Origin of the sequence: Halomonas sp. DP5Y7-2, from assembly GCF_019802025.1 — a bacterium.
Classification (GTDB): domain Bacteria; phylum Pseudomonadota; class Gammaproteobacteria; order Pseudomonadales; family Halomonadaceae; genus Halomonas; species Halomonas litopenaei_A.
In genome coordinates, this window is sequence record NZ_JAHVHY010000007.1 from 245,525 (window position 1) to 270,395 (window position 24,871).

The window sequence follows — 24,871 nt, forward strand, 5'->3', positions numbered from 1 at the left end:
GGGCCTGTACCCTGGTAACGCCAAATGATCGCATTTTTGATCAAGCGCCTTTTTCATGCGCTGCTGGTGATGTTCGTCATCAGCGTGATTGCCTTCGCCATTCAAGACAATCTGGGTGACCCGATCCAGCAGATGGTCGGACAATCGGTACCCGAGAGCGAGCGTGAAGCGCTGCGTGAGGAACTGGGCCTCAACGATCCGTTTTTCGTGCAATATCTGCGTTTTGCTGCCAATGCCACCCAGTTTGATTTCGGCTATTCCTACGTCTATAACGAGCCGACCACCGAGGTGATCCTGCGCCACCTTCCAGCCACGCTTGAGCTGGTCTTCGCCGCCACCCTGTTGATCATCGCCCTGTCGGTTCCCATTGGGGTCTACAGCGCCATCAAGCCTCGCGCCTGGCTGTCCCGGTTCTTTATGGGGGTGTCGATCATCGGTATCTCCATCCCGGTGTTTCTCACCGCGATTGTGCTTATTCAACTGTTTGCCATTGGCGTCAGTTTCACCCCCTTTCCGGCCGACACTGGCTGGGGCGCCTGGCTTAACGGGCTAGTGTCTACCGAAGGCGGGATGCCGGCCTATGGACGTGGTGATCCTGTCCATGTGTTCGGTACCTGGAGCACCAACTTCGCTTCCCTGGAAGGCCTGACCTACCTGGTGCTGCCGGCGATTTCCCTGGCGTCGATCATGCTGCCGCTGTTCATTCGCCTGATTCGTGCAGAAATGCTGGAAGTGCTGCAGTCCGAGTACGTCAAGTTCGCCCGTGCCAAGGGAATCTCGATGCGTCGCATCTACTTCCTGCATGCGCTCAAGAACACCATGCTGCCGGTCATCACCGTTGGTGGCGTGCAGATCGGTACCTTGGTGGCCTACACCATTCTGACCGAGACGGTGTTCCAGTGGCCCGGCATGGGCCTGATGTTCCTCGATGCCATCGAGCGCTCGGACATCCCATTGATCGTGACCTACCTGATGATCGTCGGCCTGATCTTCGTGATCACCAATACTCTGGTCGATCTGGTCTACGGCCTGGTCAACCCCACCGTCAAGCTGACAGGTAAGCCCGCATGAGCACCCACAGCACTGCGACCAGCACTCGGTGGGAGCGGTTTCGCGACTCCTACCTCTTGTACAGTTTCAAACGCGATGTGATCGCCCAGGTCAGCCTGCTGGTGTTCGTCGTCATGGTCCTCGCCGCCCTGCTGGCTCCATGGCTGGCCCCGGCCAACCCCTATGACCTGGCCCAGATCGATATTCTGGCCTCAGAACTACCGCCCTTCTGGATCGATGGGGCCGACCCCCAGTATCTGATGGGTACCGACTCCCAGGGCCGCGACATGCTGTCCACCATTCTCTATGGCATGCGGGTATCGCTGGTCATTGGTTTCGGTGCGGTGGCCTTGCAGGCAGCCCTGGGCGTGTGCTTCGGGCTGTTGGCCGGCTATCTGGGCGGGCGCGTCGACGCCTTCCTGATGCGCCTGGCGGATATTCAGCTGTCCTTCTCCACGCTGATGGTGGCCATCGTGGTTGGCGCCTTGTTCAAGGCGATCTTTGGCGGTGCCACCTACTCGGACTACGCCATGTGGCTGCTGGTGCTGATCATTGGCCTCGCGGAATGGCCACAATATGCGCGTACCGTGCGTGCCTCGGTGCTGGCGGAGAAGTCCAAGGAATATGTGGATGCAGCGCGGGTCATGGGCTTGCGCAGTCGACGCATCATGTTCCGCCATATCCTGCCCAACACCCTGTCACCGATCTTTGTCATCTCAACGGTCCAGGTGGCCAATGCCATCATCTCCGAAGCTGCGCTGTCCTTTCTTGGGCTTGGCATGCCCGAGACGCAGCCTTCCCTTGGCTCGCTGATCAAGTCCGGTTTCGATTATATCCAGTCGGGATCCTGGTGGATCACCCTGATCCCCGGCCTGGTACTTGTGGTGCTGGTGCTGGTCATCAACCTGCTCGGCGATTGGCTGCGTGACGTGCTCAATCCACGACTGTACAAGGGCTAGGAGGACAACCATGGCACTACTCGACGTCAATCATCTCGACGTGCGCTTCGCCCTTCGTCAGGGCGACGTCAAGGCGCTGCGCGACGTCTGCTTCAGCCTGGACCGTGGTGAACGCCTGGGCATCGTGGGGGAATCAGGTGCTGGCAAGTCCGTTGCCGCTTTCAGCCTACTGAATCTGATTGCCAAGCCCGGCTACATTGCGGGGGGCAGCATCACCTTTGACGGGCTCGAGCTGACGGGACTCAGTGACCGCCAGCTACGCAAGGTTCGTGGCCACCGGATCTCGATGATCTTTCAGGATCCGATGATGACCCTCAACCCGGTGCTGTCGATCGGCGAGCAGATGGTGGAGTGCTTGAAGGCCCACCGCCGTATCTCCAGCCGCGAGGCTCGCGCCATTTCCCTGCGCAAGCTCGAACAGGTACAGATCCCTTCTCCAGAGAAACGGCTGGATCAATATCCCCACGAACTGTCTGGGGGCATGCGTCAGCGCATCATTATTGCCATCGCCCTGCTGCTGGACCCGGACATCATCATCGCGGATGAGCCGACAACGGCACTGGATGTCACGATCCAGGCAGAGATCATGGCGCTGCTGCTCGAGCTTTGCGAAAAGCATAACGTCGGCCTGATCCTGATTACTCATGATCTGGGGGTGGTCAGCCAGGTCACGCAGCGCATGCTGGTCATGTATGCCGGGCGTGTCATTGAGCAAGGCCCGACCCGAGAAATCATCAACGACCCCCAGCATCCCTACACCCAGGGTCTGATCAATGCCTTGCCGCAAATGGCGACGCCGGGAGAACGGCTCAACCAGATTCGCGGCAGCATGCCGTCGTTGAGCCAGCTGCCGAGCGGCTGCCCGTTTCATCCACGCTGTGACTTTGCAACACGTCAGGACGGCAGCGAGCGCAGTCGCTGCAAGACTGAGGTACCGGCCTTCGTCAGCTCCGGCAACTGTCAGGTGGCCTGCCACATGGTGGCCGAGATGCAGGATGCCGAGCGTATCGAGGTCAGGGAGGAAAACTCATGAGCCAGACGATTCAAGCCGCCATGGCGCCGATGCATCAGGATGCGTCGACTCAGCGTGAACCCGCCCCAGGCGGTGATAGCCTGCTCGAGATCCGGGGGCTGGAGAAGCGTTTTTCGCTGTCCGGTGACTTTCTTGAACAGCTCAAGTTCCGGCGAGGGCGTATTGTGCGTGAACAGCATCACGTGCATGCCATCAACGGCGTTGACCTCGATATTCGCCGCGGTGAGTCCCTGTGCGTGGTCGGCGAGTCGGGCTGCGGCAAGTCCACCGTGGCACGCACGGTCATGGGACTGCTGACACCCAGCGCCGGTGAGATTCGCTACGCCGGAGAGCGTATCGACCATCTGGATAGCAAGGCACTGCTGCCCTACCGCCAGCGCATGCAGATGATCTTCCAGAACCCCTACGCCTCGCTGAACCCGCGCATGACCATTCAGCAGACCTTGGAAGAGCCCATCCGTCTGCATCATCCCGACTGGAAGCCAGCTCAGGTGGTCGAGAAGGTCCACGAGGTCATGTCATCGGTCGGCATCGCCCCAGACTGGGGTTCCCGTTATGGGCATGAGTTTTCCGGAGGCCAGCGACAGCGTATTGCCATTGCTCGGGCACTGGCGGTTGATCCTGAGTTCATCGTTGCCGATGAGCCGATCTCCGCGCTGGATGTCTCGATCCAGGCTCAGGTGCTCAATCTGTTGATGGAGGCACAGCGCGAGCATCATCTCACCTATCTGTTCATTACCCACGACCTGGCAGTGGTGGAACATTTCGGCACTCGGGTGGCCGTGATGTATCTGGGCCGGGTCTGTGAGGTAGCACCTACGGCGACGCTGTTTGCTCGCCCACGTCACCCCTACACCCAGGCCCTGATGTCGGCGATTCCACGACTGGAAGACGACCGTCCCCAGCACCTGCGGTTGCAGGGGGAAGTGCCGACGCCGGTCAATCTGCCGTCGGGGTGCGTGTTCCATGGCCGCTGTCCCCATGCCAATGATCGCTGCCGTCGGGAAATCCCGACACTGATCGCCACGGATGACGGCGGGCAAGTGGCCTGCCATGGTGTCGAGGAAGGTCGTCTTACGTGATGCCCGCCTTTTGCTATGACGTCTGTGGCAGTCGTAGTACCTCCGTTTTCGTCATGCCGGGTACGCCCGGCATGACGTTATCTGGCACAATCGTCGCATTGCTGGACAGGTGACCCTTCCATGGAAATACGTTGGCTGGAAGATTTTCTCGCCTTGGCCCGTACGCGACACTTTTCTCGCGCCGCCGAAGAGCAAAATGTGACCCAACCTACCTTCTCTCGCCGCATCAAGTTGCTGGAAGAGGAGATGGGCACGACGCTGATCAATCGCCAGACCCTGCCGCTGTCACTGACGCCCGCGGGTGAGGCCTTTCTCGGCATGTGCCACGACGTGACCCGTCGCGTCGACCAGACTCGTCAGAGATTGGCACAGATGGCGGAGAAGCAGGCTGGACAGCTGCGTCTCGGTGCGCCCCAGAGCCTACTTGCCCAATTCCTGCCACAATGGCTTCAGCACTGGCGCGAACCACCGCCCATACAGCCTTATCTGCGTGCCACCGCCTGGCTGGTGGGTGACTACTTCCAGGGCTTGGCCTCCGGGGAAATCGACCTGGCGTTATGCTACTGGCCGACCACGGGCAGCCCGCTGGAACTGGCCAATGAGGATACCGACTACTGCGTCATCGGGCGTGAACGTTTCATTCCCGTCAGCCTTGCCGATGACCGAGGCCAGCCCAGGTTCGCTCTCGGAGGCGGCAACGACGCGGGTAAAGGGATCGGCAAGGAGTCTGGTAAGGGGCGTTCCTTGCCATTGATCGCCTATCATCCACGAGGCATGATCGATGCGGCGATACGCGCCCACCTTGATCGACTGGGAGATTCCCCCACCCTGACAGTGCTCAACGAGAGCATCCAGAGTGGCAATATCCGAGAACTGGTCAGCCTTGGCTATGGCCTAGGATGGTTGCCAGAACGCAGCTTGTCCCAGGCCCTCGCGAGCGGCGAGTTGGTGCCTGCAGGAGATGAGCGCTGGGTCGTGAGCTTTGATATTCGACTCTACCGACATCTCACGACACGACGTGCAGCGGTCGATACCGCGTGGCAAGTCCTGCGCGCACGGGCGCTGGTGCCCTAGTCTTCTGATGTAGCCTTCCTGATGTAGTCTTGCTGATTCCTGGCAGGTAAATGATCGTTGGGTTACTGCCAGGACTTTCGCCACAGGACACCTTGACGTGAATGTCAGCGGTCACTGCAGCGCCGCTGGCTGACTGGAGATATTCCTTTGCCCCAACCCACAGCCAACCCTGCGTCGATCAACGCCGATGGCTCGGCAAGCCTGGTACCCTCTCGTTTTCGTGCCGCTCGATGGTTATCCAACCCCCATGTACAGACGCTGTTACCCCGCCTGCTGCGACCGCAACGGGTTGAGTGGCGCCAGGAATTCTTCACGCTGCCGGACGGTGATGAAGTTGAGTTGGCATGGGTGACGCCTGAACCGGCGGATGTGCAGGCCCCTCTGTTTGTGCTGTTCCATGGCCTTGAGGGAGGCATGGGCTCTCCCTATGCCCACGATCTGCTGGCGGCGGCCAGAGACCAGGGCTATCGCCCGCTGCTGATGCATTTCAGAGGCTGTGGGAGTCGACCCAACCGCCTGCCCAGGGCGTATCACAGCGGCGACACCGGGGATGCTCGGGTTTTACTGGATAGCCTGTCTCGGCGTTTTCCCAGGGCTCCCAAGGTCGTCGCCGGCGTCTCCTTGGGCGGGAACATGCTACTGCGGCTATTGGCCGAACCAGAGTGTGATGCACTGGGTCTTCATGCGGCCTTGGTCATCAGCGCGCCGCTGGACCTTGCCGCATGCGCCCAACGATTGGGTGAAGGCTTCTCGCGGGTCTACGAACGCCATCTGCTCGGATCACTGAAGCGCAAGGTATTGCCTCGACTGGAGCGCGGGGAGCTTCCCCTTGTCGCGACGGCGGAACAAGTCAGAAAGCTCAAGCGCCTGCGTGACTATGACGACCTGATCACGGCACCGCTGCACGGCTTTCGTGATGCCGAGGACTACTACACCAGGGCCTCCAGCGGTCCCGTGCTGGATCGCATTCAAGTGCCGACGCTGCTGCTCCACGCCAAGGATGATCCGTTCATGCCAGCGGATCTGATCGATCGTTTTCCGCAGCGCTCCCCCATGGTCACCATGGAGCTGGCGGAGCAAGGGGGGCATGTGGGGTTCATGGCGCCCGGAGACGGCTACCGCCCCGATTACTGGTTAGGCAAGCGACTGGAACGTTATCTGCAGGAGCTGTCCCTGACCTGAAACAGCAGAAGCCCCGACCTTGGTCGGGGCTTCTGCTGGGTTGTTGCACAGCGCTTACTGCAGCTCTGGCGGGTTGCCCGGCAGGCTCCAGGTGTAGATCAGGTCAACCGCCTGGGCAGCACCGGATACCGCCTCCAGGTACAGGCTTCGCCACAGCTGGTAGGTCAGCGTGAGTTCGGCGATGGGCGAGAAGATGCCCACGCCATAGCCCACCTCAAGACGATCGGTCAGGCGGCCACTGACGACCACCTGGCTGGTTTCACCACTACCGGAGGTATCTAGTGACAGGTCCTGGATGCCGAAGGCCTCACCCATGGCGCCGACGGCGCCGCCTGTCTTACCCAAGGTCAAGCCGATCAGTGCCGAGGTCAGCGCACCGCTGGCGTCACCGCTGTCATCAGGGGCGCGTCCGCGAAGCACGTAGGACAGAGCACGGGACTCGTCCATGGCGGGTTCGGAGAAGATCTCCAGGTCCGGCTGGCTGGCAGTCCCGGTCACCTTGAGACCTGCCACCACGCCGTCCTCGGTGCTGGCTGGATTGCGAATGGCCTCAAAGTCCAGCGTCGGCACGCTAGGCGGTCCGGCGAAGATCACCTTACCCTGGCGGATCTGCAGGTCCTGGCCGTAGGCCCGGAAGCGCCCATCGACCAGGCTGACATCCCCAAACAGCTGCAGCGGGCCGGCGTTCTGACGCACTTCCAGGTCGCCGGCCAGCTCCGTCTGCAAGCCATAGGCACTTAAACGGGCGTCAGGACCCAGCAGCAGTCTGATACGGATATCGATGGCCATACCCGCTTCCGCCATGGCCTGGGCGGTGGAGGCACCCACCGGGTCTTCTTCGGCCTGACGCTCGGCCTCTCTGGCCTGCTCGTCCATTTCGCGAGTGATGATGATCTCGTCACTGCTTGGGGACACTGCCGACGGCGGCACCTCGCCGATGTCGAGGCGGGCCCAGGGAATACGCACCTCACCGCGAATACGCAGGCGGGTGGGGTTCGCCGTTATCGTCAGGTCAGGAGCCAGCTTGAGCCGGCCATAGGCAGGCATCGCGGCCAGCAACGGGTCCTGGACCGCGGACAGCGCCAGATTGGCTTCCCAGCTACCGCCTGGCCAGGCGGCGTTACCGGTGATGTTGAGGCGCCCTTCTTCACCATCGACATAGCCAGAGATACGTGCGCTGTCGCCGGTCAGATCGATATTGAGGCGACCATCCGTCACCGCGACAGGGATGTCTCCTCCGTGAGCCTTGAGACCCGTCAAGCTCAGCTCCCCGCTGAGATCCGGTGCCTCGCGGCTGCCCGCAATACGAATGTTGCCGGCCAAGGTGCCTTCCAATTGATCCAGTCCCGCTGCCAGGGGGCGATACGGTGACAAGCTGACGCCGTCTATCGACAGGTTGCCGTCCAGTCCACCACGACCCACGGGATCGTCGATCGTCAGGGCCAGAGTGATGTCACCGCTCTGGGCCAGGGAGAGATCGACGTTGAGATCGACGCGGGCGTCGCTGGCGTCAGCATTCAATGACAGCCGTGTGGCAGGCACCGACCAGGGCTGGCCATAGGCATCCACACCGGTCACGCTGACTTCACTGTCGAGCTGCGCATCTGCCTGCCAGCGGCTGCCGCCCGCTGACCACCCTGCCACCACACGTGCACCGGTATCGCCATCGATGGCCCAGCCTTCGGGCAGCGCCTCATTGACCAGGTCCATGGGCAGTTCGTTGATGTCGAGGGTCAGCTTGCCGGCATCTGCCGAGGCGCTGAGCGGTTCGCTGATACAGATCGCCCCACCTTGTTGGCGGGCGAGGCAGAAAGGATCGGTGCGCACAGAGCCCTGGGCCAGATTGGCATCGAAGGCCAGAGGCCCATCCAGTGCAATATCGCCCTGGGGCAAGGTAATCTCCAGCGGCGTCAGTGTCCCCCGGTAGCGATCGCGGGCATCGTTCATGGCACCGTCCAGGGCCAGCACAAGGCGGTTGAGCGGGCCTTCGTCACTGCCGTCGACGGTGAGTTCCAGCCGATGCTGGGACAGGCGACCATCCAGGTCGAGGGCGATATCCTCGAAACGCTGGCCACCAGCGTCTACCTGACGTGCGGACAGCCCTACATCCAGCTGGGGGTCATCGAGGCCGCGGACACGACCGGCCAGGGCGAGCTCGCCAACACGATTTTCCTGATAGCCGACACCGCTCCCCTCGATGGCGAGCTCCAGCTGTGGTGAACGAAGACTGCCTCGTGCCTGGATATTGCCAGACAGACGCCCCGACAGCCCAGGATACAGGCTGGCCATGTCGGGTAAGGCAAGCTCTGCATCCACGTTCAGGCGGGCTTCACTGACCTGGCCCTTGGCCTCAATCTGGTTGTCCCCTTGGCGGAAATCGAGGCGATCGATATCCCAGCGCATGGCACTGTTGCCGGCAAGCGCGGCCTCCAAGGACAAGGGGCGATCATCCAGCGTTCCCTGGATATCGATATCAGGAACATCGACTTCCCAACCTTCGTCCTGCTGGGTGAAGGCGACGTCCAGGGTGCCGCTCAGATTACCCTTCAAACCCTCGACAAAAGGCTCAGGATTAAGGTTGTCCAGAGCGGCCGTGGCGGTCACGGCTACGCCATCCGACCAGTCGACATTGCCCTGCGTGCGCAGCTGCCCTGCTCCCTCCAGCGCGAGTTCAAGCGGTGCCCAGGAGAAGTGTGACAGATCGCCCTGACCATCGACGGCCAGGGTGGTTCTCGGCAGATCAGGCCCCTCGGCCGCGAGGGCCAGCTTCAGCTGATATCCGGTCAGGGAGCCGTCGACGGACAGATCGATATCCTCAGCGACCCAAGGATCGACATCGGTGGCTTCGGTCTCGTCCCCTTCGGCGTCCGGCTGGGCCGGCTGCATGCCCGGCAACGGCCATTGCAGACGAGGGCTAGAAAAGGCCGCGGTGAACGGTAGCGTCGGGTCGAGGGCATCCAGGCGGGCGACCAGCTGCGTGGAGACGGGGCCAGTCGTGGTCAAATTGAGCTCCAGCTCGGCAAGACTGCCATTGGCGGAAAGCTCGACACGCTCGCCATCAAGAGCGGGAAAAATCTCGGGCAGGAACAGGTCCGCGGCAAAGTGAACCTCTAGCGGGTAGTCGCCGCTAAGCGTGGCCTTGGCCTGGAGCTCTGCATCGGCGTCCTGGGTGGCCACGGCCAGCGGCTCAATCGTGACGTCCTGTCCCCGTGCCAGCAGGCTCAGGTCCAGTCGCTCTACCTGGTAGTCAAAGGCGCCATCGATGGTAGTGTCCTCCACCACCAGCTCCGGCACTTCGATGGCCAGGGGCAGAGTGACCTCGGGCAGGACAAGCCGTTCACGCTGATCCAGAGGAATGTCATCGGCCTTGGAGGCGGCACCTTCCAGCTCTGCCGCAGCGCTGCCAGGCAACGGAGAACGAACGGCGATCGCCGCATCAATGGCGTCGGCGCTTACCTTCGGACCGTCGTGCTCCGCATCGCTGAGGGCCAGCATGGCCCCAGGCGTCAATGGCAGCGTAAGATGCAGTCCCGCCAGACGCGTGGGACTGACGGAAAGCGTATCGCCTTCGGCTACTGCCGCAGTGGTAAAGCTCTCCCAGGCCAGCTGCGTCCCATCCGCCAGGTGAACCGCAACGTCGCTCACCGTCAGCTCGCGAATCTCGACCGGAAAGGGCAACGATAGCGGCGCCGCTGGTTCGTTGGACGGCACTGGCTCCGGTTCAGGCTCGGCGACCGTATCACTCTCGCCCAGGCGTACATCGGTGCCTGACACGCGCAAGTGGTCGAGACACAGCCGACCATTGAGCAGGCAGTCCTCCGCCCACGCCAGGGACAGGGAGTCGACGCTCACCCGTACACTGCCCGCTTCCAGTCGAAAACCCTCAAGATCAAAGCTGTCGAGCAACGCTCCCTGGACCGACGAATACTCCAGCACGCCCATGCGACTGCCCTGATCCAGGGCCATCCGTGTCCCCCACGGACTCAGCACCAGGCCGACAATCAGCAGCACCAGACCTATCAGGCTGAACGGCAGCCAGATCAATAATCGTGTCAAGGCCCAGAGGGCGCGTCCTTTTCTCATTGAAGCCTCATTGCAGGGGCTGGCGCCCTCCTGTCAGGGGGCTGGCGCCGGCTGGCCTTAAAATTCTGGTCCGATGGCGAAGTGCAGGCGGAAATTATCGTCCTCGTCATCGAAGGGATGCGCGATATCAAAACGTATCGGCCCCACCGGAGAGATCCATCTCACACCCACCCCAGCGCTCTTCTTGAGGTCATTGGGCCACCACTCCGAAAACGCATCGCCAATGTCGACAAAGGTGGCCCCCCACCACTTGCCGGTGATCCGGCGCTGGGCCTCGACGCTGGCGGTAAATTCGTGCTGCCCGCCTTCCAGGTCGCCGTTCTCATCCTCCGGGGACAGGGATTCGTAGCTGTAACCACGCACGCTGGTATCGCCACCGGTAAAGAAGCGCAGTGATGGCGGGATCTTGTCGAAATCATCGGTGTTGATCGCGCCTACGCCCAGACGGCCGATAAAGCGGTTGTCGTCACCCAGCTTGCGAATCCAGGCGGTGTCACCGGTCATGCGAAAGAATTCCGCGTCCGACCCCCAGGACTCATGAGAATACTGAAGCTCCAGGTTCTGGCGGTCGCCCCAGGTCGGAAACTGGGGATTGCGGGTGCGCACCCGGGACCATTTCACCCCGGGGTACAACAGCAGCACCTGATCGGACTGCTCGCCCTGGGTGAAGTCCTCATAGGTGGTACGCACGTAGATCGTCTGTTCCCAGTCGTTTTCAAAGACCCAGTGGCGCCCGAAGTCCACGGTGCTCTCGAAACTCTCGGTATCCTCGATATCCTGATTACGCAGACCGTACTGCAGCCGATAGCTGTCATTGAGGGGGTCTTCCAGGGGGATGCGATAGGTACCGCTGAACTGCTGGTCGGGTGCAGACAGGTAGACCTGGTTGTCCCAGCTATGCCCGTAGCGGTTGACCCACGGTTGCTCCCAGGAGAACTGAAGCCGGGGCCCTACATCCGTGGCAAAGCCGATACCCGCCTCAAACTGATGTCGATCAGCGGGGGTAACGGTGACATCCACGGGCATTGTGGGTAGCGCAGGCGGATAGAGGGAAAGTGCGCTGGCCAAGGCTTTTCGGCTAATCCGGGGACCAGAGAACGGTGCCGGGATCTCGCTCACATCAACCGAGTACCACCAGCCATCGTGCTCCGGCAGAGCAAGACTGCCTTTCTGGCGCTCCAGCCGGGGGCGAACCGTAAGCGAGCCGAACCACTCGGTCGAGCTCAGTCGGTTGTTCAGTTCGGCCACATCGCTGGCCAGGTAGGGATCACCGTAGTCAAAGGGGACCAGATTGCGCAGGCGATCTTCGACGATGTGACTGCCTTTGATGTAGACATTACCGAAGCGATAGCGAGGGCCGCTGTCCATGCCCAGGTAAATGCGTGCACTATCCGCCCAGGGGCGTATCTCCATACGTTCATCAGTAAACTGCCAGTCGAAGTACCCGCGCTCGATGGTCAGCCCCTGAAGTCGGCTTTTGAGGCTGTCATAGGGAGCATGCTCGAGGATGTCGCCGAGCTCTTGCGGGTAGGCGTCGATCGCCAGTTGGAAGGGCGCATCATCCTTCGCGTCCCCTTCCAGCGTGAAGTCGATGACCTCAAGGCGCACCGGATCTCCCTTGTCGATGGTCAGGAAGACTTCCTGTGGCTCTTCATCACGATCGAAGCGCATCTCGATGGACGGCTCATAGTAGCCGTACACCCTCATGGCTTCCTGGGTCAGGCGCGCCACTTCGTTGCGCAGGCGTTCGACGCGGTACTGGCTGCCATCCAGCCCCTCGAGGTAGACCTCGACGTTGTCAGCGATTCGTCCTTCGATACCCTGGACCTCGGCATCCATGGCGAACGTCGGCAGTGCCACCAGCAGCAGCAGGCCCGGTCCCAAGGCAACAGCACCCAGTCTCCGGCGAGCGGGAGCACGATGTTCCATCATGTTGTAGCGTTCCTGACGTGGGTACTGGATCAACGCAGCGCTTCCAGTTGTGCGCTGAAGGCGAGTTGAGCTTGGCGCAGGTCGCGCAGATCGGCGGCCAGCGACGCCATATTGTCTTCCATGGCGTCGATTCGCTGTCCGATCCTGGCCTCCAGCGCCTGCTGCTCCTCGGCCACATCTTGGCGTGATTGGCGCAAGCCTTCAACGTCACGCGTCACCTCGGACAGGCGATTTTCAGCGATTTCTACCCGTGGCAGCATCTCGCCGAGACGAGTATCCAGTCGGCTGACCACTTCATCTACCCGGGTAGTGACGGACGCCAGCCGTCCAGCAAATGACTCGCGGGCGTCGTCGAACCTGTCCATGCGCGCCTCGAGGGCACCTCTGGCGCTGTCGCCGGCCCGTTCTACCGCTGCCAGTGACGAGCGGGCCGATGCCAGGGTGTCGCTGAGAGTGGACAGTCTCACATCTAGATCCTGCAAAGTTTCTGCGTTGACTTCCTGGCGGTCCAGCGATGCCTGTGCCTGTTCGGCAAGTGCGTCCTCCACTCCAGCAAGGCCTTCCCCTAGCCGTTGGTCGAGAGTCTCATTGGCGCTCTCCAACCCATCCAGGCGGCGCTCGAACTCTGCTATCAGGTCGCCCTCCCCTTGTTCGGCCTCGAAGCGAGCGTGAACGTTGGAGAGTTCTCCGCGCAGACGGTTCAATTCCTGATTAAGCCGCTGGCGTTCCTGCCACAGCCACCAGCTACCCGCCGCCAGGCCACCTACGACCAACAGCATCAGCAGCCACAAAGGCCACAGCCTGGGCGCTGGTGCTTGCCGATAACGGGTAGCGGACACGCTTTCGCCCGGATCCGGCACGATACTGCCCGGGCGTCCGATGTCTGGGGGGTGAGCCATAGGGGTCTCCTGATCTGCATGAGGAGCTGGCGCGAACACAACCTGTAGCGATCCGAGAACCGTACGTCACGTCGCTGGCAGCCAACAGTTGGCTGATAGTGTAAGGTTTTTTACCACCATTACGCACGGCGCTGCGCGCTTCTCTGCTGTCAACATGCTATTGACGCCGCTATTGGACCCCGTGGCAAGACCTGTTCAGGAGCTATCATGTCCTTCGAATTACCCGCACTACCCTACGACAGCCATCTATTGGAGCCTCGGCTTGCCAAGAGCTGGATCGAACACCGCTACATGGGCGATCATCTCGATCATCTGCGGGTTCTCAACCGCTGGGCGGCCGTGCAAGGGCAAGCAGCGCTGTCACTTGACGACGGGCTGCGAGCGGCCAGTGAAGAGGTGCGTCATCACGCTCAGGAGGCGTGGAACCTGACCCTGTTCTGGCACTGCCTGACACCGCGCCCGGAGCCTTTGGTGGAGCCACTGGCGACGATGATTCAGCGTCAGTACGGGAGTGTCGAGGGAATGAAGGAGGCCTGCATCAGGATATTGGGCAAGGCCGGAGAGAGCGCCGCTTGGGTGTGGGTTCTGCGTCAGGACGATTCCCTTGTCATCGCCACCACCGGGACAGGTGAGCCTATGACGATAGAGGGTGAACCCCTTTTGGTACTGGACGTCCTGGGCGACAGTGAGGCGCTGGAGCGGCTGTGGCCTCTGATCAATTGGCCGTTTGCCGCTCGCAACGCTCAGGATTGAGGAAGACTCAACAGACGGGGTCTGCACGCCTGCCGATGCCGCGGTAATGGAAGCCCTGCCCCGCGACATACGCGGGGTCAAAGATGTTGCGCCCGTCGAGGATCAGCTTCTCGTTCAGGCGCTGGTGCAGGAGCTGCCAATCCGGGTTCCAGTAAGCCTTCCACTCGGTCACCAGCAACAGCGCATCTACCTGCTGACAGGCGTCGAGGGGGTCTCCATAGTGCAGTGTCAGCAGCGGATGATCACCCACCGCTGCCTGCACCTCCGGCAGCGCTGCCGGGTCGTGCAGATGCACGTGTACGCCCTGGGCCCACAGGGCACGCAGCAGCGTCAGCACGGGAGCGTGATCGATCCGCGCCGTGCCGGGCTTGAAGGCGGCGCCCCAGATCGCCACACGGCGGCCTTCCAGACGACCCTGAAAATGGGTCCACAGCTTGCGGAACAACGTCTCTTTCTTGTGCTCGTTTATCTCGAGGACCTGATCGAGCAATTCAGAGTGGCGACCGCTGGCCGACTGTACATCTGCCAGCCCCACCAGATCGCGGCTGAAATTGGGACCGCCAAAACCGCAGCCCGGGTACAGGTACTCATAGCCAATACGGGGGTCTGCCCCCATGCCTTGGCGCACGTACTCGACGTCGACACCAAGGGTGTCCGCCAGTCCGGCCATCTCGTTCATATAGCTGATCCGCGTCGCCAACATGCCGTTGATGGCCAGCTTGGTCAGCTCGGCGGCGCGCCGAGGCATGCGCTTGAACACCTCATGCCGACGGTTGAACGCCCGCATCAGTTCACGGACCTGGCGCTCTGCACGATCATCGTCGCAGCCCAGCAGCCAGCTTCTTGCCCGAGTGAAGGTGTCCCAGGCGCGGCCTTCCTCAAGGGTGTCGGGCAACGCCACCGACATGACGTCCTTATCGGGCAGCAGCGCTTCGAAACGCTCGGTATCACCTACCGGGAAGGTAGCATTGTTGATAATCACCGCCCCGTTGGCCAACATCTCGGCCGCATCCTTGACCAGTCGTGCCGCCTCATCACGCTGGGTGGGCGACAGCGCAAGCCATAAGACGTCCACGGCGGCGTAAGGCGGCGGGTCGTCGTGATCTACCTTGAGGTGCCCGGCCTCCATGGCCGCTGTCAGATGCGCGAGCACGGATGGCTCACGAGTGAGCCATCCGCTGTCCTTCAGCTCGTCCCAGCGGCGGTCCAGAGGACGCCAGACGACATCATGACCCACCCAGGACAAGGCAGCGGCGGCGGTGGCGGCTGACAGTTCACTTCCATGTATCACCACTTTCATGGCATCAGTCCTCGGCAGCGTAGCGTTTCAACAGCTCCGTGAAGCCCTCGCCATAGCGAGCATGTCGGCGACCGTAAGCCAGAATCGCCTCAAGATAGCCGAGTTGGTGACCGCAGTCATACGTCGTGCCCTGCATACGGTAGGCGTCAACGCCTTCAGCGTTGCGCAGCTCCTCGATGGCGTCTGTCAGCTGAATCTCATTGCCGGCGCCCGGCTTGGTGCGGGCCAGCATCGGAAAGATCCGTCCCGGGAGCAGGTAACGACCGATCACCGAAAGGTTGGAAGGCGCTTCTTCCACCTTGGGCTTCTCTACCAGACCATCGAGCTGGCAGGATTCGCCCGGCTGGGGCGGTTCGCCCTTGGGTGCCACAATGCCGTACTTGTAGGTCAGCTCGCGGGGGACTTCCTCGACCATCAGCTGGGAGCGCCCGGTCTGTTCAAACGCCTCGATCATGCCGGCCAGGTCATTGCGGCTCAGACCATCGTCATCCACCAGCACGTCCGGCAGCAGCACGGCAAAGGGTTCGTCGTCGCCGATCACTGGGCGCGCGCATAGCACGGCGTGTCCCAGACCCAGCGGTTCGGGCTGGCGCACGCTGATGATATTGACGTCGGCAGGCACGATGGCCCGCAGCTCTTCGAGCAATTCGGTCTTGCCCTTGGCCTCAAGCCCGGCTTCCAGCTCGAAGTGCTTGTCAAAGTGGTTTTCAATGGCACTCTTGGTGCCATGAGTCACCAGGACGATGTCACGAATACCTGCCGCAACGGCCTCCTGGACCACGTATTGAATCACCGGGCGATCCACGATGGTGATCATTTCCTTGGGGATGGCCTTGGACGCAGGCAGGCAGCGGGTGCCAAAACCAGCGACAGGGAGAACGGCCTTGCGGATCATGGAGACTTCCTTCTTGTCGAAAACAGGTGGTTCTAGTGTCATCCATGGCGACGTGCACCATGGGACTTGGAACAGGGAATGCGTAGAATAGCGTATCAGACGAATGTGGTCCGCTGACATTGGCGGCTTGCCTTGGAGAACCTAATGAACATGTCCGATACCCCTTCCGCCAACGTTGACCACAGCGAGATCGACAAGTTCTCTGCGCTGGCGGATCGCTGGTGGGATCCCGAAGGGGAATTCAAGCCGCTGCATGCCATCAATCCGCTGCGCCTGGACTTTATCGACGCCAGGGTTGGGCTGGCTGGTCGCAAGGTCATCGATGTGGGCTGTGGCGGTGGCATCCTGGCTGAGGCCATGGCACGACGCGGTGCCCGAGTCACCGGAATTGACCTCGCCGACGCCTCGCTGGAGGTCGCTCGACAGCATGCCCGGGAGAACGACGTAGACGTCGACTACCGGCTGGTCAGCGTCGAGGATCTGGCGAGCGAAGCTCCAGCAAGTGCCGATGTCGTCACCTGCCTGGAGATGCTGGAGCATGTCCCCGATCCCGAAGCGATCATCCGGGCCTGCGCCTCACTGTTGAAGCCGGGTGGGCAACTGGTGCTGTCGACGATCAATCGCAACCCCAAGTCCTACGCCCTGGCCATCCTGGGAGCAGAATATCTGCTCAAGATGGTGCCCCGCGGGACCCATGACTATGCGCGCTTCATCCGCCCATCGGAACTGGCTCGCTGGTGCCGTGACGCTGGGCTCAAGGTCTGCGAACAGACAGGGCTGGTCTACCATCCGGTGACCCGCCGCTTCTCGCTCTCTGCCGATGATGTCTCGGTCAACTATCTGATGCATTGCCGCAAGGAGGTGGCATGAGTCAGTCATCGCCCCAGGCCCTGCTGTTTGATCTCGATGGCACCCTGGTCGATACGGCGCCTGATCTGGCGATGGCCACCAATCGACTGCGCCAACTGCATGGTCAGGAGGCGCTGCCCTACCCGCGCATCCGCGCTCAAGTCTCCAATGGCGGAAGTGCCCTGGTGACCCTCGCCCTGGGACTGGAACCGTCGCACCCTGATCACGCCGCGGCACGCCAGACATTGCTCGACTTCTATGCGGAAGCTGTCGCCGACCACAGCCAGGTGTTTCCGCCCCTCGACCGCCTGTTATTGCACTGGAGCGATCGCTCGCGTCCCTGGGGCATCGTCACCAACAAGCCGCGCCTGTACGCCGAGCCCTTGGTTGAGGCGCTGGGACTGCAGCCTGGAGCCTTGCTGTGTGCCGATGACCTACCCCACAAGAAGCCCCATCCGGAACCATTGCTCGAGGCAGCACGGCGCCTGTCAGTGACCCCGCAGGAGTGCTGGTATCTGGGCGACCACGTGCGCGACATGCAAGCCGCCAGAGCGGCCGGCATGACCGCTATCGCAGTGGGATACGGTTATATCGCAGAGGAAGACGACATTCGGCAGTGGCCAGCGGATCGCTGGTTCGACACTGCTGAGGCGGTCGTGGAAGCGCTCAGCCTGCCCTGACACGACGGCAGTGGAGAGACCGACTACGGCCAAGCCGTCGTCACTAAGCTCAGTTCCACGCTGCCATTGCCTTGCATCTTGCACCACCTGAGGCAGCTCAAGGCAATGGCAGCAAGTCACACTCAACGCCTTGGTGGTTGAGCGTCGAAGGCCTGACCATTGCAGCCCCTGCTATCCGGCCCCATCAGCCACAGGTAGGTAGGCATGATGTCCTCCGGTGTGCGCAGGGTCATCGGATCCTCTCCGGGATAAGCCCCTTTGCGCATGGCCGTGCGTGTCGCACCAGGGTTCAGCGTGTTGACCCTGAGCGTCCCGAGGTGCTCAATTTCTTCGGCCAGCACCTGCGAGAACCCTTCGGTGGCGAACTTTGACACCGAGTAGGCTCCCCAGTAGGCCCGCCCTTTGCGACCGACGCTGGAGGAGGTAAAGATGACGGAGGCATCCTGGGACTGGGTCAGCAGCGGCAACAGGGCCTGGGTCATCCAGATCGGCCCTTGCAGGTTGACCTGCATCACCTGCTCCCAGAGCTCAGGATTGTACTGCTCGAAGGGTGTGATCTTGCCCAGTAGCCCGGCGTTGTGCAGGATGCCGTCGAGACGGCCGAACTCCTTGTTCAACGCCTCAGCCATGTCGTGATAGTCCTTGAGCGTTGCCCCCTCGAAGTTCAGCGGGAAGATCGCCGGCTGTGGTCCTCCCGACGCTTCTATCTCGTCATACACCTTCTCTAGCTTGGACGTGGTGCGACCCAGCAGAATCACGGTAGCACCATGGCGAGCGTATTCGATCGCGGCAACTCGACCAATGCCGTCTCCGGCGCCGGTTACCAGAACGATGCGATCGTTAAGCAAGTCACTGGGCGCTTGATAGTCGATCTTGCAGGCGGTCTCATGGTCACTCATGGCGATTCCTCGATCAGGCCCCGCTCTGGCGCATGTAGTCATCGGCCAGCGATGCGGCATTGCTGTCAGGATAGTCTTCCTGCACCGACTTCAGCAGCGCATGTCCCGCATCCGTATCCCCCTGGCGCGCTTTCAGCAATCCCAGCTTGTACATCGCATCGGGAACCTTGCTGCTGTCGGGGAATCTCTCCAGCACCGTGTCAAAGGCCTTCTCGGCATCGCCAAACGACGATTGGGCCGAATGCAACTCACCCAGCCAGTAGTAGGCATTGCCGGTCAGACTGCTGTCGGGATAGCGATCCACGAAGGTATCGAAATCACTGATGGCTTGATCGAAATTGCGTGACTGGACCTTGGAGAAAGCGGCCTGATACGCCTCGCGAGCCTGGTCACTCGCGCCGCTTCCCGCTTGCTGGGATGAGTTACTGGTCGAGTCGCCCTTCGGCTCGGAAGTGTCGGCAGCGGCCGCTGAGGATGAGGCTTGCGGCGCCTGGGCAGGCAGCTCGCTGAGGCGCTGATCCAGGTCCATGTACTGCTGGCGGCTCTGCTGCTTCAGCTGATCAAGCTGATAGCGCAACTCCTCGATCTGCCCGCGCAGCTCTCTCAGCTCCCGTTGGTGCTGTTCGACCTGGTTGAACAAGGCCAGGTTACCGCTGGCTTGGGCCTGGGTGGCCGTCTGATCATAAAAGCTGTTGCTGCCCCCAAGATCCCTGACAACCGGTTGCTGGGCCAGCGCTGGTGACATGATGGCGGGTACTATGACGGACAACGGGAGCACCAGGGCTCCCGCGCCGCACAGTCCCTTAAGACTGTGTCTCATTGACTTCTCCCACGTCCGACGTCAGTGACCTTTAGTAAGCAAAGACCACGCGGCGGTTCTGTGCAAAGGCATCCTCGTTGCTACCGCGAGCCGCCGGGCGCTCTTCACCGTAGCTGACGACTTCCACCTGGGACGGATTGACGCCTTGCAGGCGCAGGTAGCGCTCGACAGATCCGGCACGACGCTCACCCAGTGCCAGGTTGTATTCGCGGGTACCACGCTCGTCGGTGTGGCCCTGCAACACGACAGAGGCATTCGGATTGCGGCTGAGGTACTGAGCGTGGGCATTGACCACTGACTCGAACTCAGGGCGAATCGCGTCGCTGTCATAGTTGAAGTAGATGGTGCGCACTTCCGGGATGCGTGCATCGGACATCTGGCCGGAGCCATCGGTGCCGTAGCCGCTTACCTGGCCGCTGCCTGCGGTGCCGGTGCCGACACCGGATCCGCCCATGGTGCCGGAACCACTTCCGGCGGCGCTGCCGTCCTGGGTGCCGCCAGTGCTGGAACAGCCGGCCAGCACGGCCAGGGAAGCGGCGATTGCCAGCGAACGGGCGTAGGGCTTCAGAAACATCGTGTCACTCTCCTTGCTTGATGCATCAAAGTCGATTCGTGGGCCGAGGCTACCAACGAATCAGTTGAGGAACGGGGACCAGGACGGCTCACGCACATCACCCTGGGCGGCTGGCAGGCGGAACTGCGCACGTCCATCGGCGGTGACCGCCCCCAGCACCCCCGTACTACCCTGCTGGGTGGCGAAGATTACCATGGTGCCATTGGGCGCGATACTGGGAGATTCAGCTTGTTGTGCATCGCTAATTTCCACCAGGCGCCCACTGTCCAGATCCTGCTTCGCCACCTGATAACCATTGTTGCCACGGTGGATCAAGAACAGCGTCTTGCCGTCCGGAGACAGGCGTCCACGCGCGTTGTAGCTACCGGTGTAGGTCAGACGCTCGGCGTTGCCGCCGTTGACGCTCTGACGATAGATCTGTGGACCTCCAGAGCGGTCAGAGGTAAAGATCAGGCTGCTGCCGTCGGGGCTCCAGGCCGGTTCGGTCTCGATGCTGCTGGAGTTGGTCACACGCTGCAGGTTACGAGAACCGATATCCATCACGTAGATTTCAGGCTGGCCATCGCGGGACAGCGCCATGGCCAGACGACGGCCATCCGGGGACCAGCTCGGCGCGCTATTGAGACCTTCAAAGTCGGTCAACTTGGCCCGCTGTCCAGTAGCCAGGTTCTGGACATAGATCGCCGGACGCTCGGTCTCGAAGGATACGTACGCCAGCTTGCCGCCGTCAGGAGACCAGGCCGGTGACATGATCGGCTCATCGGATGTCAGCACCTGCTGGCTGTTGCGACCGTCGGCATCCGCCACATAAAGACCATACTGGGTGTTATCACCCACGCCTTGGGACGTGACATAGGCAATACGGGTTGAAAACGCGCCGCGAATACCGGTGATCTCTTCGAAGATCTGGTCACTGATATAGTGGGCCGCCCCACGCAGGTCGGAGCTTGAGGCCGTCACAGTCTCTCCGAGCAGACGACTTTCGCCACTGACGTCGAGCAGTTCGTAACGCACCTTGACCTGTCCACCTTCCTGGCTGGTGCTGCCTACGACCAGATAGCGGGAGTCCAGGCTACGCCAGTCGCCATAGGTGACGTCGTCACTGCTGGAGGGCTGGTTGAACATCGCCGAGCGAGGCAGAGGCTCGAAGTAGCCGCTGCGCTCCAGATCGTCGGAGACGACCTGGGCGATGTCCTCGGGCAAGCCACCGGCCTGATCAGCGAAGGGAACCACAGCGATGGGCGTGGCGCGCTCGTTACCCCGCGTAATATCGATGGTGAGGTCTGCAGAAGCCACGGGGCCAACCAGCCACAGCATGGCGCCGGTCACGACCGAAGCCAGTCCTTTGCAGAGCGCACGTCGATGACCACCGGATCGACGCTCTGTTCCTGCCCACCAACTCGCGTTCAATGCTCTCATCAGCGAATGTCTCCTGGTCTGAACCGCAGATTGAATTGACGATAGTCGCGTTGCACGCCGCTGGGAAGGTCCCGCAGCTCGGAAAATGGCGCGGCCGACTCCACCGCCTGAATCGCCGAATTATCAAAGGCGGCATCGCCACTGGAGCGACGGATGCTCACCGCGAACACTTCCCCGGAGGGACCAAGCCGAACTTCAACTTCGGCCGTGGTGCCATTGCCGACATTCGGCGGGATGACCCAGGCTTGCTCTACGGCACGTCGCACCAGTTGAATGAAGCCATTGGCGGCCTCGGCGCCCTGCTCGGCATTGGAGACGGCATCGGAATCGCCTTCGATAATGCGCTGCAACTGCCGCTCGGCTTCCTCCCGTGCCTGGCGCTCAGCCTCCTCCCGGGCCTTGCGTTCAGCTTCCTCTTTGGCCCTCTGCTCGGCTTCCTCTCTGGCCTTTCGCTCGGCTTCCTCGCGGGCCTGGCGCTCAGCTTCTTCTCTGGCCTTTTGCTCGGCCTCCTCGCGGGCCTGGCGCTCGGCTTCTTCGCGGGCTTGGCGCTCAGCTTCTTCTCTGGCCTTTTGCTCGGCTTCCTCTCTTGCTTTCTGCTCGGCCTCCTCGCGGGCCTGGCGTTCGGCTTCCTGCTGACGAGCGGCCTCTTCCTGACGTCTGCGCTCGGCTTCCGCCTGGCGCTCCTGCTCGGCCTGCTCACGTGCCGCTTCACGCTCAGCCTCCTGCTGCGCCCGTTGCTGTTCGGCAGCTTCCGCTTCAGCCGCGCGACGCTCTGCTTCAGCACGTGCTTGCTCCGCCGCTTCCGCCTGGGCCTGCCGTTCCGCTTCTTCCTGAGCTTGCCGTTCCGCTTCCTGCTGCGCTGCACGCTCAGCCTCTTCCTGAGCCTTGCGTTCAGCCTCTTGCTCGGCTTGTCGCTCGGCGTCACGCTTGGCCTCTTCCTCTGCCTGACGTTCCGCCGCACGGGTACGTGCCTCCGCAGCCTGCTGCGCCTGATCCGTCCGTGTTTCGGTGCTGATCAGCGTTGCCTGCACGATAGCGTTATTGGGCGTCTCAGGCTCGCTGGTCGGCCACTTGATCACGCTCAGGATGAGCAGCCCCAGGTGCAATGCCACGGCCAGCACTGTCGGCAGGCCGTAGCCGACGCTTCCGGCGCGCTTGCTGGTCGTTCGCCGTTGTGGTTTCGCCATGAGCTCTCCTAGCCTTCCTGGGGCGGGGGCTCGGAAATCAGCCCTACGTTGGCGACGCCAGCCACCTGCAGCGTGCTCATCAGGGTCACTATCTGGCCATATGCCACATTGCGGTCACCACGCACCATCACCGGCGTGCCGGGTTTGCGCTCCAGCAGAATAATGACGCGATCACTGAGCTCATCCAGGCTGACCTGCGTCTCGTCTCCACCAAGACTGATGAAATACTGGCCTTCCTTGTCGACCGACACGATGATCGGTTCGCTGTTCTCGACATCCTCGATCGGCTCGGACGTCACCTGTGGCAAATCGACCTTCACCCCCTGGGTCAGCATGGGTGCGGTAATCATGAAGATCACCAGCAGCACCAGCATGACGTCGATGAAGGGCACGACGTTGATTTCCCCCATGGGCTTGCTGCGCCCACGGCGATTGAAGGGTCCTAGCATGGAGGGTCTCCTTCCTCAGGCCGCACTTGCGTCGGGACGGCCCTGCAGGTTGCGATGCAGGATGGAGTGAAACTCCTCGGCAAAGTCTTCGTACTTGCCCAGCAAGCGTGACGACTCGGCAGAAAGGCGGTTGTAGAAGATAACCGCAGGAATGGCCGCAAACAGGCCCATCGCGGTAGCGACCAGCGCTTCGGCAATCCACGGTGCCACCGTGGCCAAGGTCGCTTGCTGGGCCATGGACAGTGACTGGAAGGAGCCCATGATGCCCCACACGGTACCGAACAGACCGATATAGGGACTGGCCGAGGCGACGGTGGCCAGAAAGACCAGATGAAGGTTCAAGCGCTCTTCTTCACGGGACCAGGCCACCCGCATGCTGCGCTGAACGCCGTCAAGGATCGCCTGTGGGCTGCGCGTCTTGGGCATCAGCCGATTGAATTCACGGAAACCCGCACGAAAGATGTGCTCAGCGCCCTGGCTATCGCCTTCGGCCGGAGCATTCTTGTACAGCTCGTTGAGGTCGACGCCGGACCAGAACCGATCTTCGAACGCGCGGTGAGCCTTGCGGGCACGCCGCATGACGAAGCTGCGCTGAAACACCACGATCCAGGACAGCACGGAACCGATCATCAGCAACAGCATGACGAACTGGACCACGCCGCTGGCGTTCATGATCAAGTGGGGAATGGACATGGAGTCGTTCACGGAAATCCTCGTCTCAAATCAGTCGTTGGAAGCGTCAAGGGCCCGGTCGTCCGGGGCCATGCCAAAATGGGTCCAAGCCTGGCGGGTAACCACCCGGCCTCTTGCGGTTCGCATCATCAGACCCTGCTGAATCAGATAGGGTTCGATGACATCTTCAATGGTGTCGCGCTCTTCTCCGATGGCAGCGGACAGAGAGTCCACGCCTACCGGACCACCCTCGAACTTTTCGATCATCGCCAGCAGCAGTCGGCGGTCCATATGATCCAGTCCATGGTGGTCCACATGCAGCATGTTCAGGGCCTGGTCGGCCACGTCGGCGGTGATATGACCTCCCGCCTTCACTTCGGCAAAGTCTCGCACCCGCCGCAGCAGGCGATTGGCAATTCGGGGCGTGCCCCGAGACCGCCTCGCCACCTCTCTGGCACCGGCGAGGTCGGCTTCTACCTCAAGCAAGCGCGCAGAACGCGCCACGATCTCGGTCAACTCGTCGATGGCATAGAATTCCAGGCGCTGAACAATGCCAAAGCGATCGCGTAGTGGTGAGGTCAGCCGGCCTGCCCGGGTCGTGGCGCCGACCAGGGTAAAAGGAGGCAGATCGAGCTTGATCGAGCGTGCTGCCGGCCCTTCACCGATCACGATATCCAGCTGAAAATCTTCCATCGCCGGATAGAGGATCTCTTCGACCACAGGAGAGAGCCGGTGTATCTCATCGATGAACAGCACATCGCCGGCCTTCAAGTTGGTCAGCATGGCAGCCAGATCTCCGGCTCTCTCCAGCACCGGACCAGACGTCGAGGTCAGCCCAACCCCCATCTCCGTGGCGATGATGTTCGCCAGCGTCGTCTTGCCGAGACCAGGAGGGCCGAATACCAAGGTATGATCCAGGCTCTCGTCCCTGGCTCTGGCCGCATGGATGAAAATCTCGAGCTGTTCGCGCACTCGCGGCTGACCGATGTAATCGGCGAGACGCTTGGGACGAATGGCATGATCCACCCGACCCTCGCCTTCCAGGGTGTCTCCGGCGATAAGGCGATCCGTTTCAATCAT

At 61.7% G+C, this 24,871-nt stretch carries 22 protein-coding genes; 9 read left to right on the forward strand and 13 right to left on the reverse strand.

Features of this window, described 5'->3' with window-relative positions:
* Nucleotides 1-24: 24 nt before the first annotated feature.
* The 6 genes from KUW18_RS14925 (at nucleotide 25) to KUW18_RS14950 (ending at nucleotide 6,380) form a co-directional block, all read left to right on the forward strand.
* The gene (locus KUW18_RS14925) at nucleotides 25-1,071 is read left to right on the forward strand and encodes an ABC transporter permease (RefSeq protein WP_206938698.1); all 1,047 of its coding nucleotides are present in this window, start codon (nucleotides 25-27) and stop codon (nucleotides 1,069-1,071) included.
* Complete coding sequence (locus KUW18_RS14930; RefSeq protein ID WP_206938697.1) at nucleotides 1,068-2,009, forward strand: ABC transporter permease; 942 nt, start codon at nucleotides 1,068-1,070, stop codon at nucleotides 2,007-2,009. The genes KUW18_RS14925 and KUW18_RS14930 overlap by 4 nt, the downstream gene beginning before the upstream one ends.
* A 10-nt stretch (nucleotides 2,010-2,019) precedes the next feature.
* On the forward strand, nucleotides 2,020-3,042 hold the full coding sequence (locus tag KUW18_RS14935) for an ABC transporter ATP-binding protein (RefSeq protein WP_206938694.1): 1,023 nt from the start codon (nucleotides 2,020-2,022) through the stop codon (nucleotides 3,040-3,042).
* A gap of 20 nt (nucleotides 3,043-3,062) precedes the next feature.
* Nucleotides 3,063-4,124, forward strand: a complete 1,062-nt coding sequence (locus KUW18_RS14940; protein ID WP_206939265.1) for an ABC transporter ATP-binding protein — start codon at nucleotides 3,063-3,065, stop codon at nucleotides 4,122-4,124.
* A 120-nt stretch (nucleotides 4,125-4,244) separates the two neighbouring features.
* Entirely contained in the window at nucleotides 4,245-5,198 is a 954-nt protein-coding gene (locus KUW18_RS14945; RefSeq protein WP_222561756.1) for a LysR family transcriptional regulator, read from the forward strand.
* A 147-nt stretch (nucleotides 5,199-5,345) separates the two neighbouring features.
* Entirely contained in the window at nucleotides 5,346-6,380 is a 1,035-nt protein-coding gene (locus KUW18_RS14950) for a hydrolase (protein ID WP_261396704.1), read from the forward strand.
* A 54-nt stretch (nucleotides 6,381-6,434) separates the two neighbouring features.
* On the opposite strand, the gene KUW18_RS14955 is transcribed toward KUW18_RS14950, so the two are convergent.
* From KUW18_RS14955 to KUW18_RS14965, 3 genes are all read right to left on the reverse strand, one after another.
* A complete protein-coding gene (locus KUW18_RS14955; RefSeq protein WP_242520579.1) occupies nucleotides 6,435-10,436 on the reverse strand; it encodes a translocation/assembly module TamB domain-containing protein in 4,002 nt (1,333 codons plus the stop codon).
* Between the two features lie 84 nt (nucleotides 10,437-10,520).
* The gene (locus KUW18_RS14960) at nucleotides 10,521-12,395 is read right to left on the reverse strand and encodes an autotransporter assembly complex family protein (RefSeq protein ID WP_315900678.1); all 1,875 of its coding nucleotides are present in this window, start codon (nucleotides 12,393-12,395) and stop codon (nucleotides 10,521-10,523) included.
* 29 nt (nucleotides 12,396-12,424) lie between these two features.
* Nucleotides 12,425-13,294, reverse strand: a complete 870-nt coding sequence (locus tag KUW18_RS14965; protein ID WP_206938688.1) for a hypothetical protein — start codon at nucleotides 13,292-13,294, stop codon at nucleotides 12,425-12,427.
* A 207-nt stretch (nucleotides 13,295-13,501) separates the two neighbouring features.
* Here KUW18_RS14965 and KUW18_RS14970 point away from each other — a divergent pair, with 207 nt between their 5' ends.
* Complete coding sequence (locus tag KUW18_RS14970; RefSeq protein ID WP_206938686.1) at nucleotides 13,502-14,047, forward strand: Fe-Mn family superoxide dismutase; 546 nt, start codon at nucleotides 13,502-13,504, stop codon at nucleotides 14,045-14,047.
* 7 nt (nucleotides 14,048-14,054) lie between these two features.
* Here the strand turns inward: KUW18_RS14970 and KUW18_RS14975 are convergent, their stop codons facing one another.
* Complete coding sequence (locus KUW18_RS14975; protein ID WP_206938684.1) at nucleotides 14,055-15,347, reverse strand: nucleotide sugar dehydrogenase; 1,293 nt, start codon at nucleotides 15,345-15,347, stop codon at nucleotides 14,055-14,057.
* Nucleotides 15,348-15,351: 4 nt separating this feature from the next.
* Nucleotides 15,352-16,242 (reverse strand): UTP--glucose-1-phosphate uridylyltransferase GalU, encoded by an 891-nt coding sequence (gene galU, locus KUW18_RS14980; RefSeq protein WP_206938682.1) that lies wholly within the window; start codon nucleotides 16,240-16,242, stop codon nucleotides 15,352-15,354.
* A gap of 150 nt (nucleotides 16,243-16,392) precedes the next feature.
* Here galU and ubiG point away from each other — a divergent pair, with 150 nt between their 5' ends.
* Together ubiG and KUW18_RS14990 are read left to right on the forward strand one after the other, a co-directional pair.
* Nucleotides 16,393-17,112, forward strand: coding sequence for a bifunctional 2-polyprenyl-6-hydroxyphenol methylase/3-demethylubiquinol 3-O-methyltransferase UbiG (gene ubiG, locus KUW18_RS14985; protein WP_409995835.1), 720 nt, complete (start codon nucleotides 16,393-16,395; stop codon nucleotides 17,110-17,112).
* Entirely contained in the window at nucleotides 17,109-17,771 is a 663-nt protein-coding gene (locus tag KUW18_RS14990) for an HAD-IA family hydrolase (protein ID WP_222561757.1), read from the forward strand. Before ubiG ends, KUW18_RS14990 begins: the two co-directional genes overlap by 4 nt.
* Before the next feature lie 122 nt (nucleotides 17,772-17,893).
* Here the strand turns inward: KUW18_RS14990 and KUW18_RS14995 are convergent, their stop codons facing one another.
* From KUW18_RS14995 to ruvB, 8 genes are all read right to left on the reverse strand, one after another.
* Nucleotides 17,894-18,670 carry a YciK family oxidoreductase gene (locus KUW18_RS14995; RefSeq protein ID WP_222485982.1) on the reverse strand — a complete coding sequence of 259 codons (777 nt, stop codon included), beginning with the start codon at nucleotides 18,668-18,670 and terminating at the stop codon, nucleotides 17,894-17,896.
* Nucleotides 18,671-18,683: 13 nt separating this feature from the next.
* Nucleotides 18,684-19,490, reverse strand: coding sequence for a tol-pal system protein YbgF (gene ybgF / locus KUW18_RS15000; protein ID WP_206938674.1), 807 nt, complete (start codon nucleotides 19,488-19,490; stop codon nucleotides 18,684-18,686).
* A 31-nt stretch (nucleotides 19,491-19,521) separates the two neighbouring features.
* Nucleotides 19,522-20,064, reverse strand: a complete 543-nt coding sequence (gene pal / locus KUW18_RS15005) for a peptidoglycan-associated lipoprotein Pal (RefSeq protein ID WP_206938672.1) — start codon at nucleotides 20,062-20,064, stop codon at nucleotides 19,522-19,524.
* Nucleotides 20,065-20,124: 60 nt separating this feature from the next.
* Entirely contained in the window at nucleotides 20,125-21,381 is a 1,257-nt protein-coding gene (tolB, locus tag KUW18_RS15010; RefSeq protein WP_222163897.1) for a Tol-Pal system beta propeller repeat protein TolB, read from the reverse strand.
* A gap of 101 nt (nucleotides 21,382-21,482) precedes the next feature.
* Nucleotides 21,483-22,670, reverse strand: a complete 1,188-nt coding sequence (gene tolA, locus KUW18_RS15015) for a cell envelope integrity protein TolA (protein WP_222561758.1) — start codon at nucleotides 22,668-22,670, stop codon at nucleotides 21,483-21,485.
* 8 nt (nucleotides 22,671-22,678) lie between these two features.
* Nucleotides 22,679-23,119 (reverse strand): protein TolR, encoded by a 441-nt coding sequence (gene tolR, locus KUW18_RS15020; RefSeq protein WP_206938666.1) that lies wholly within the window; start codon nucleotides 23,117-23,119, stop codon nucleotides 22,679-22,681.
* A 15-nt stretch (nucleotides 23,120-23,134) separates the two neighbouring features.
* Entirely contained in the window at nucleotides 23,135-23,824 is a 690-nt protein-coding gene (gene tolQ, locus KUW18_RS15025; RefSeq protein WP_224852098.1) for a protein TolQ, read from the reverse strand.
* Between the two features lie 18 nt (nucleotides 23,825-23,842).
* Complete coding sequence (gene ruvB / locus KUW18_RS15030; RefSeq protein WP_206938665.1) at nucleotides 23,843-24,871, reverse strand: Holliday junction branch migration DNA helicase RuvB; 1,029 nt, start codon at nucleotides 24,869-24,871, stop codon at nucleotides 23,843-23,845.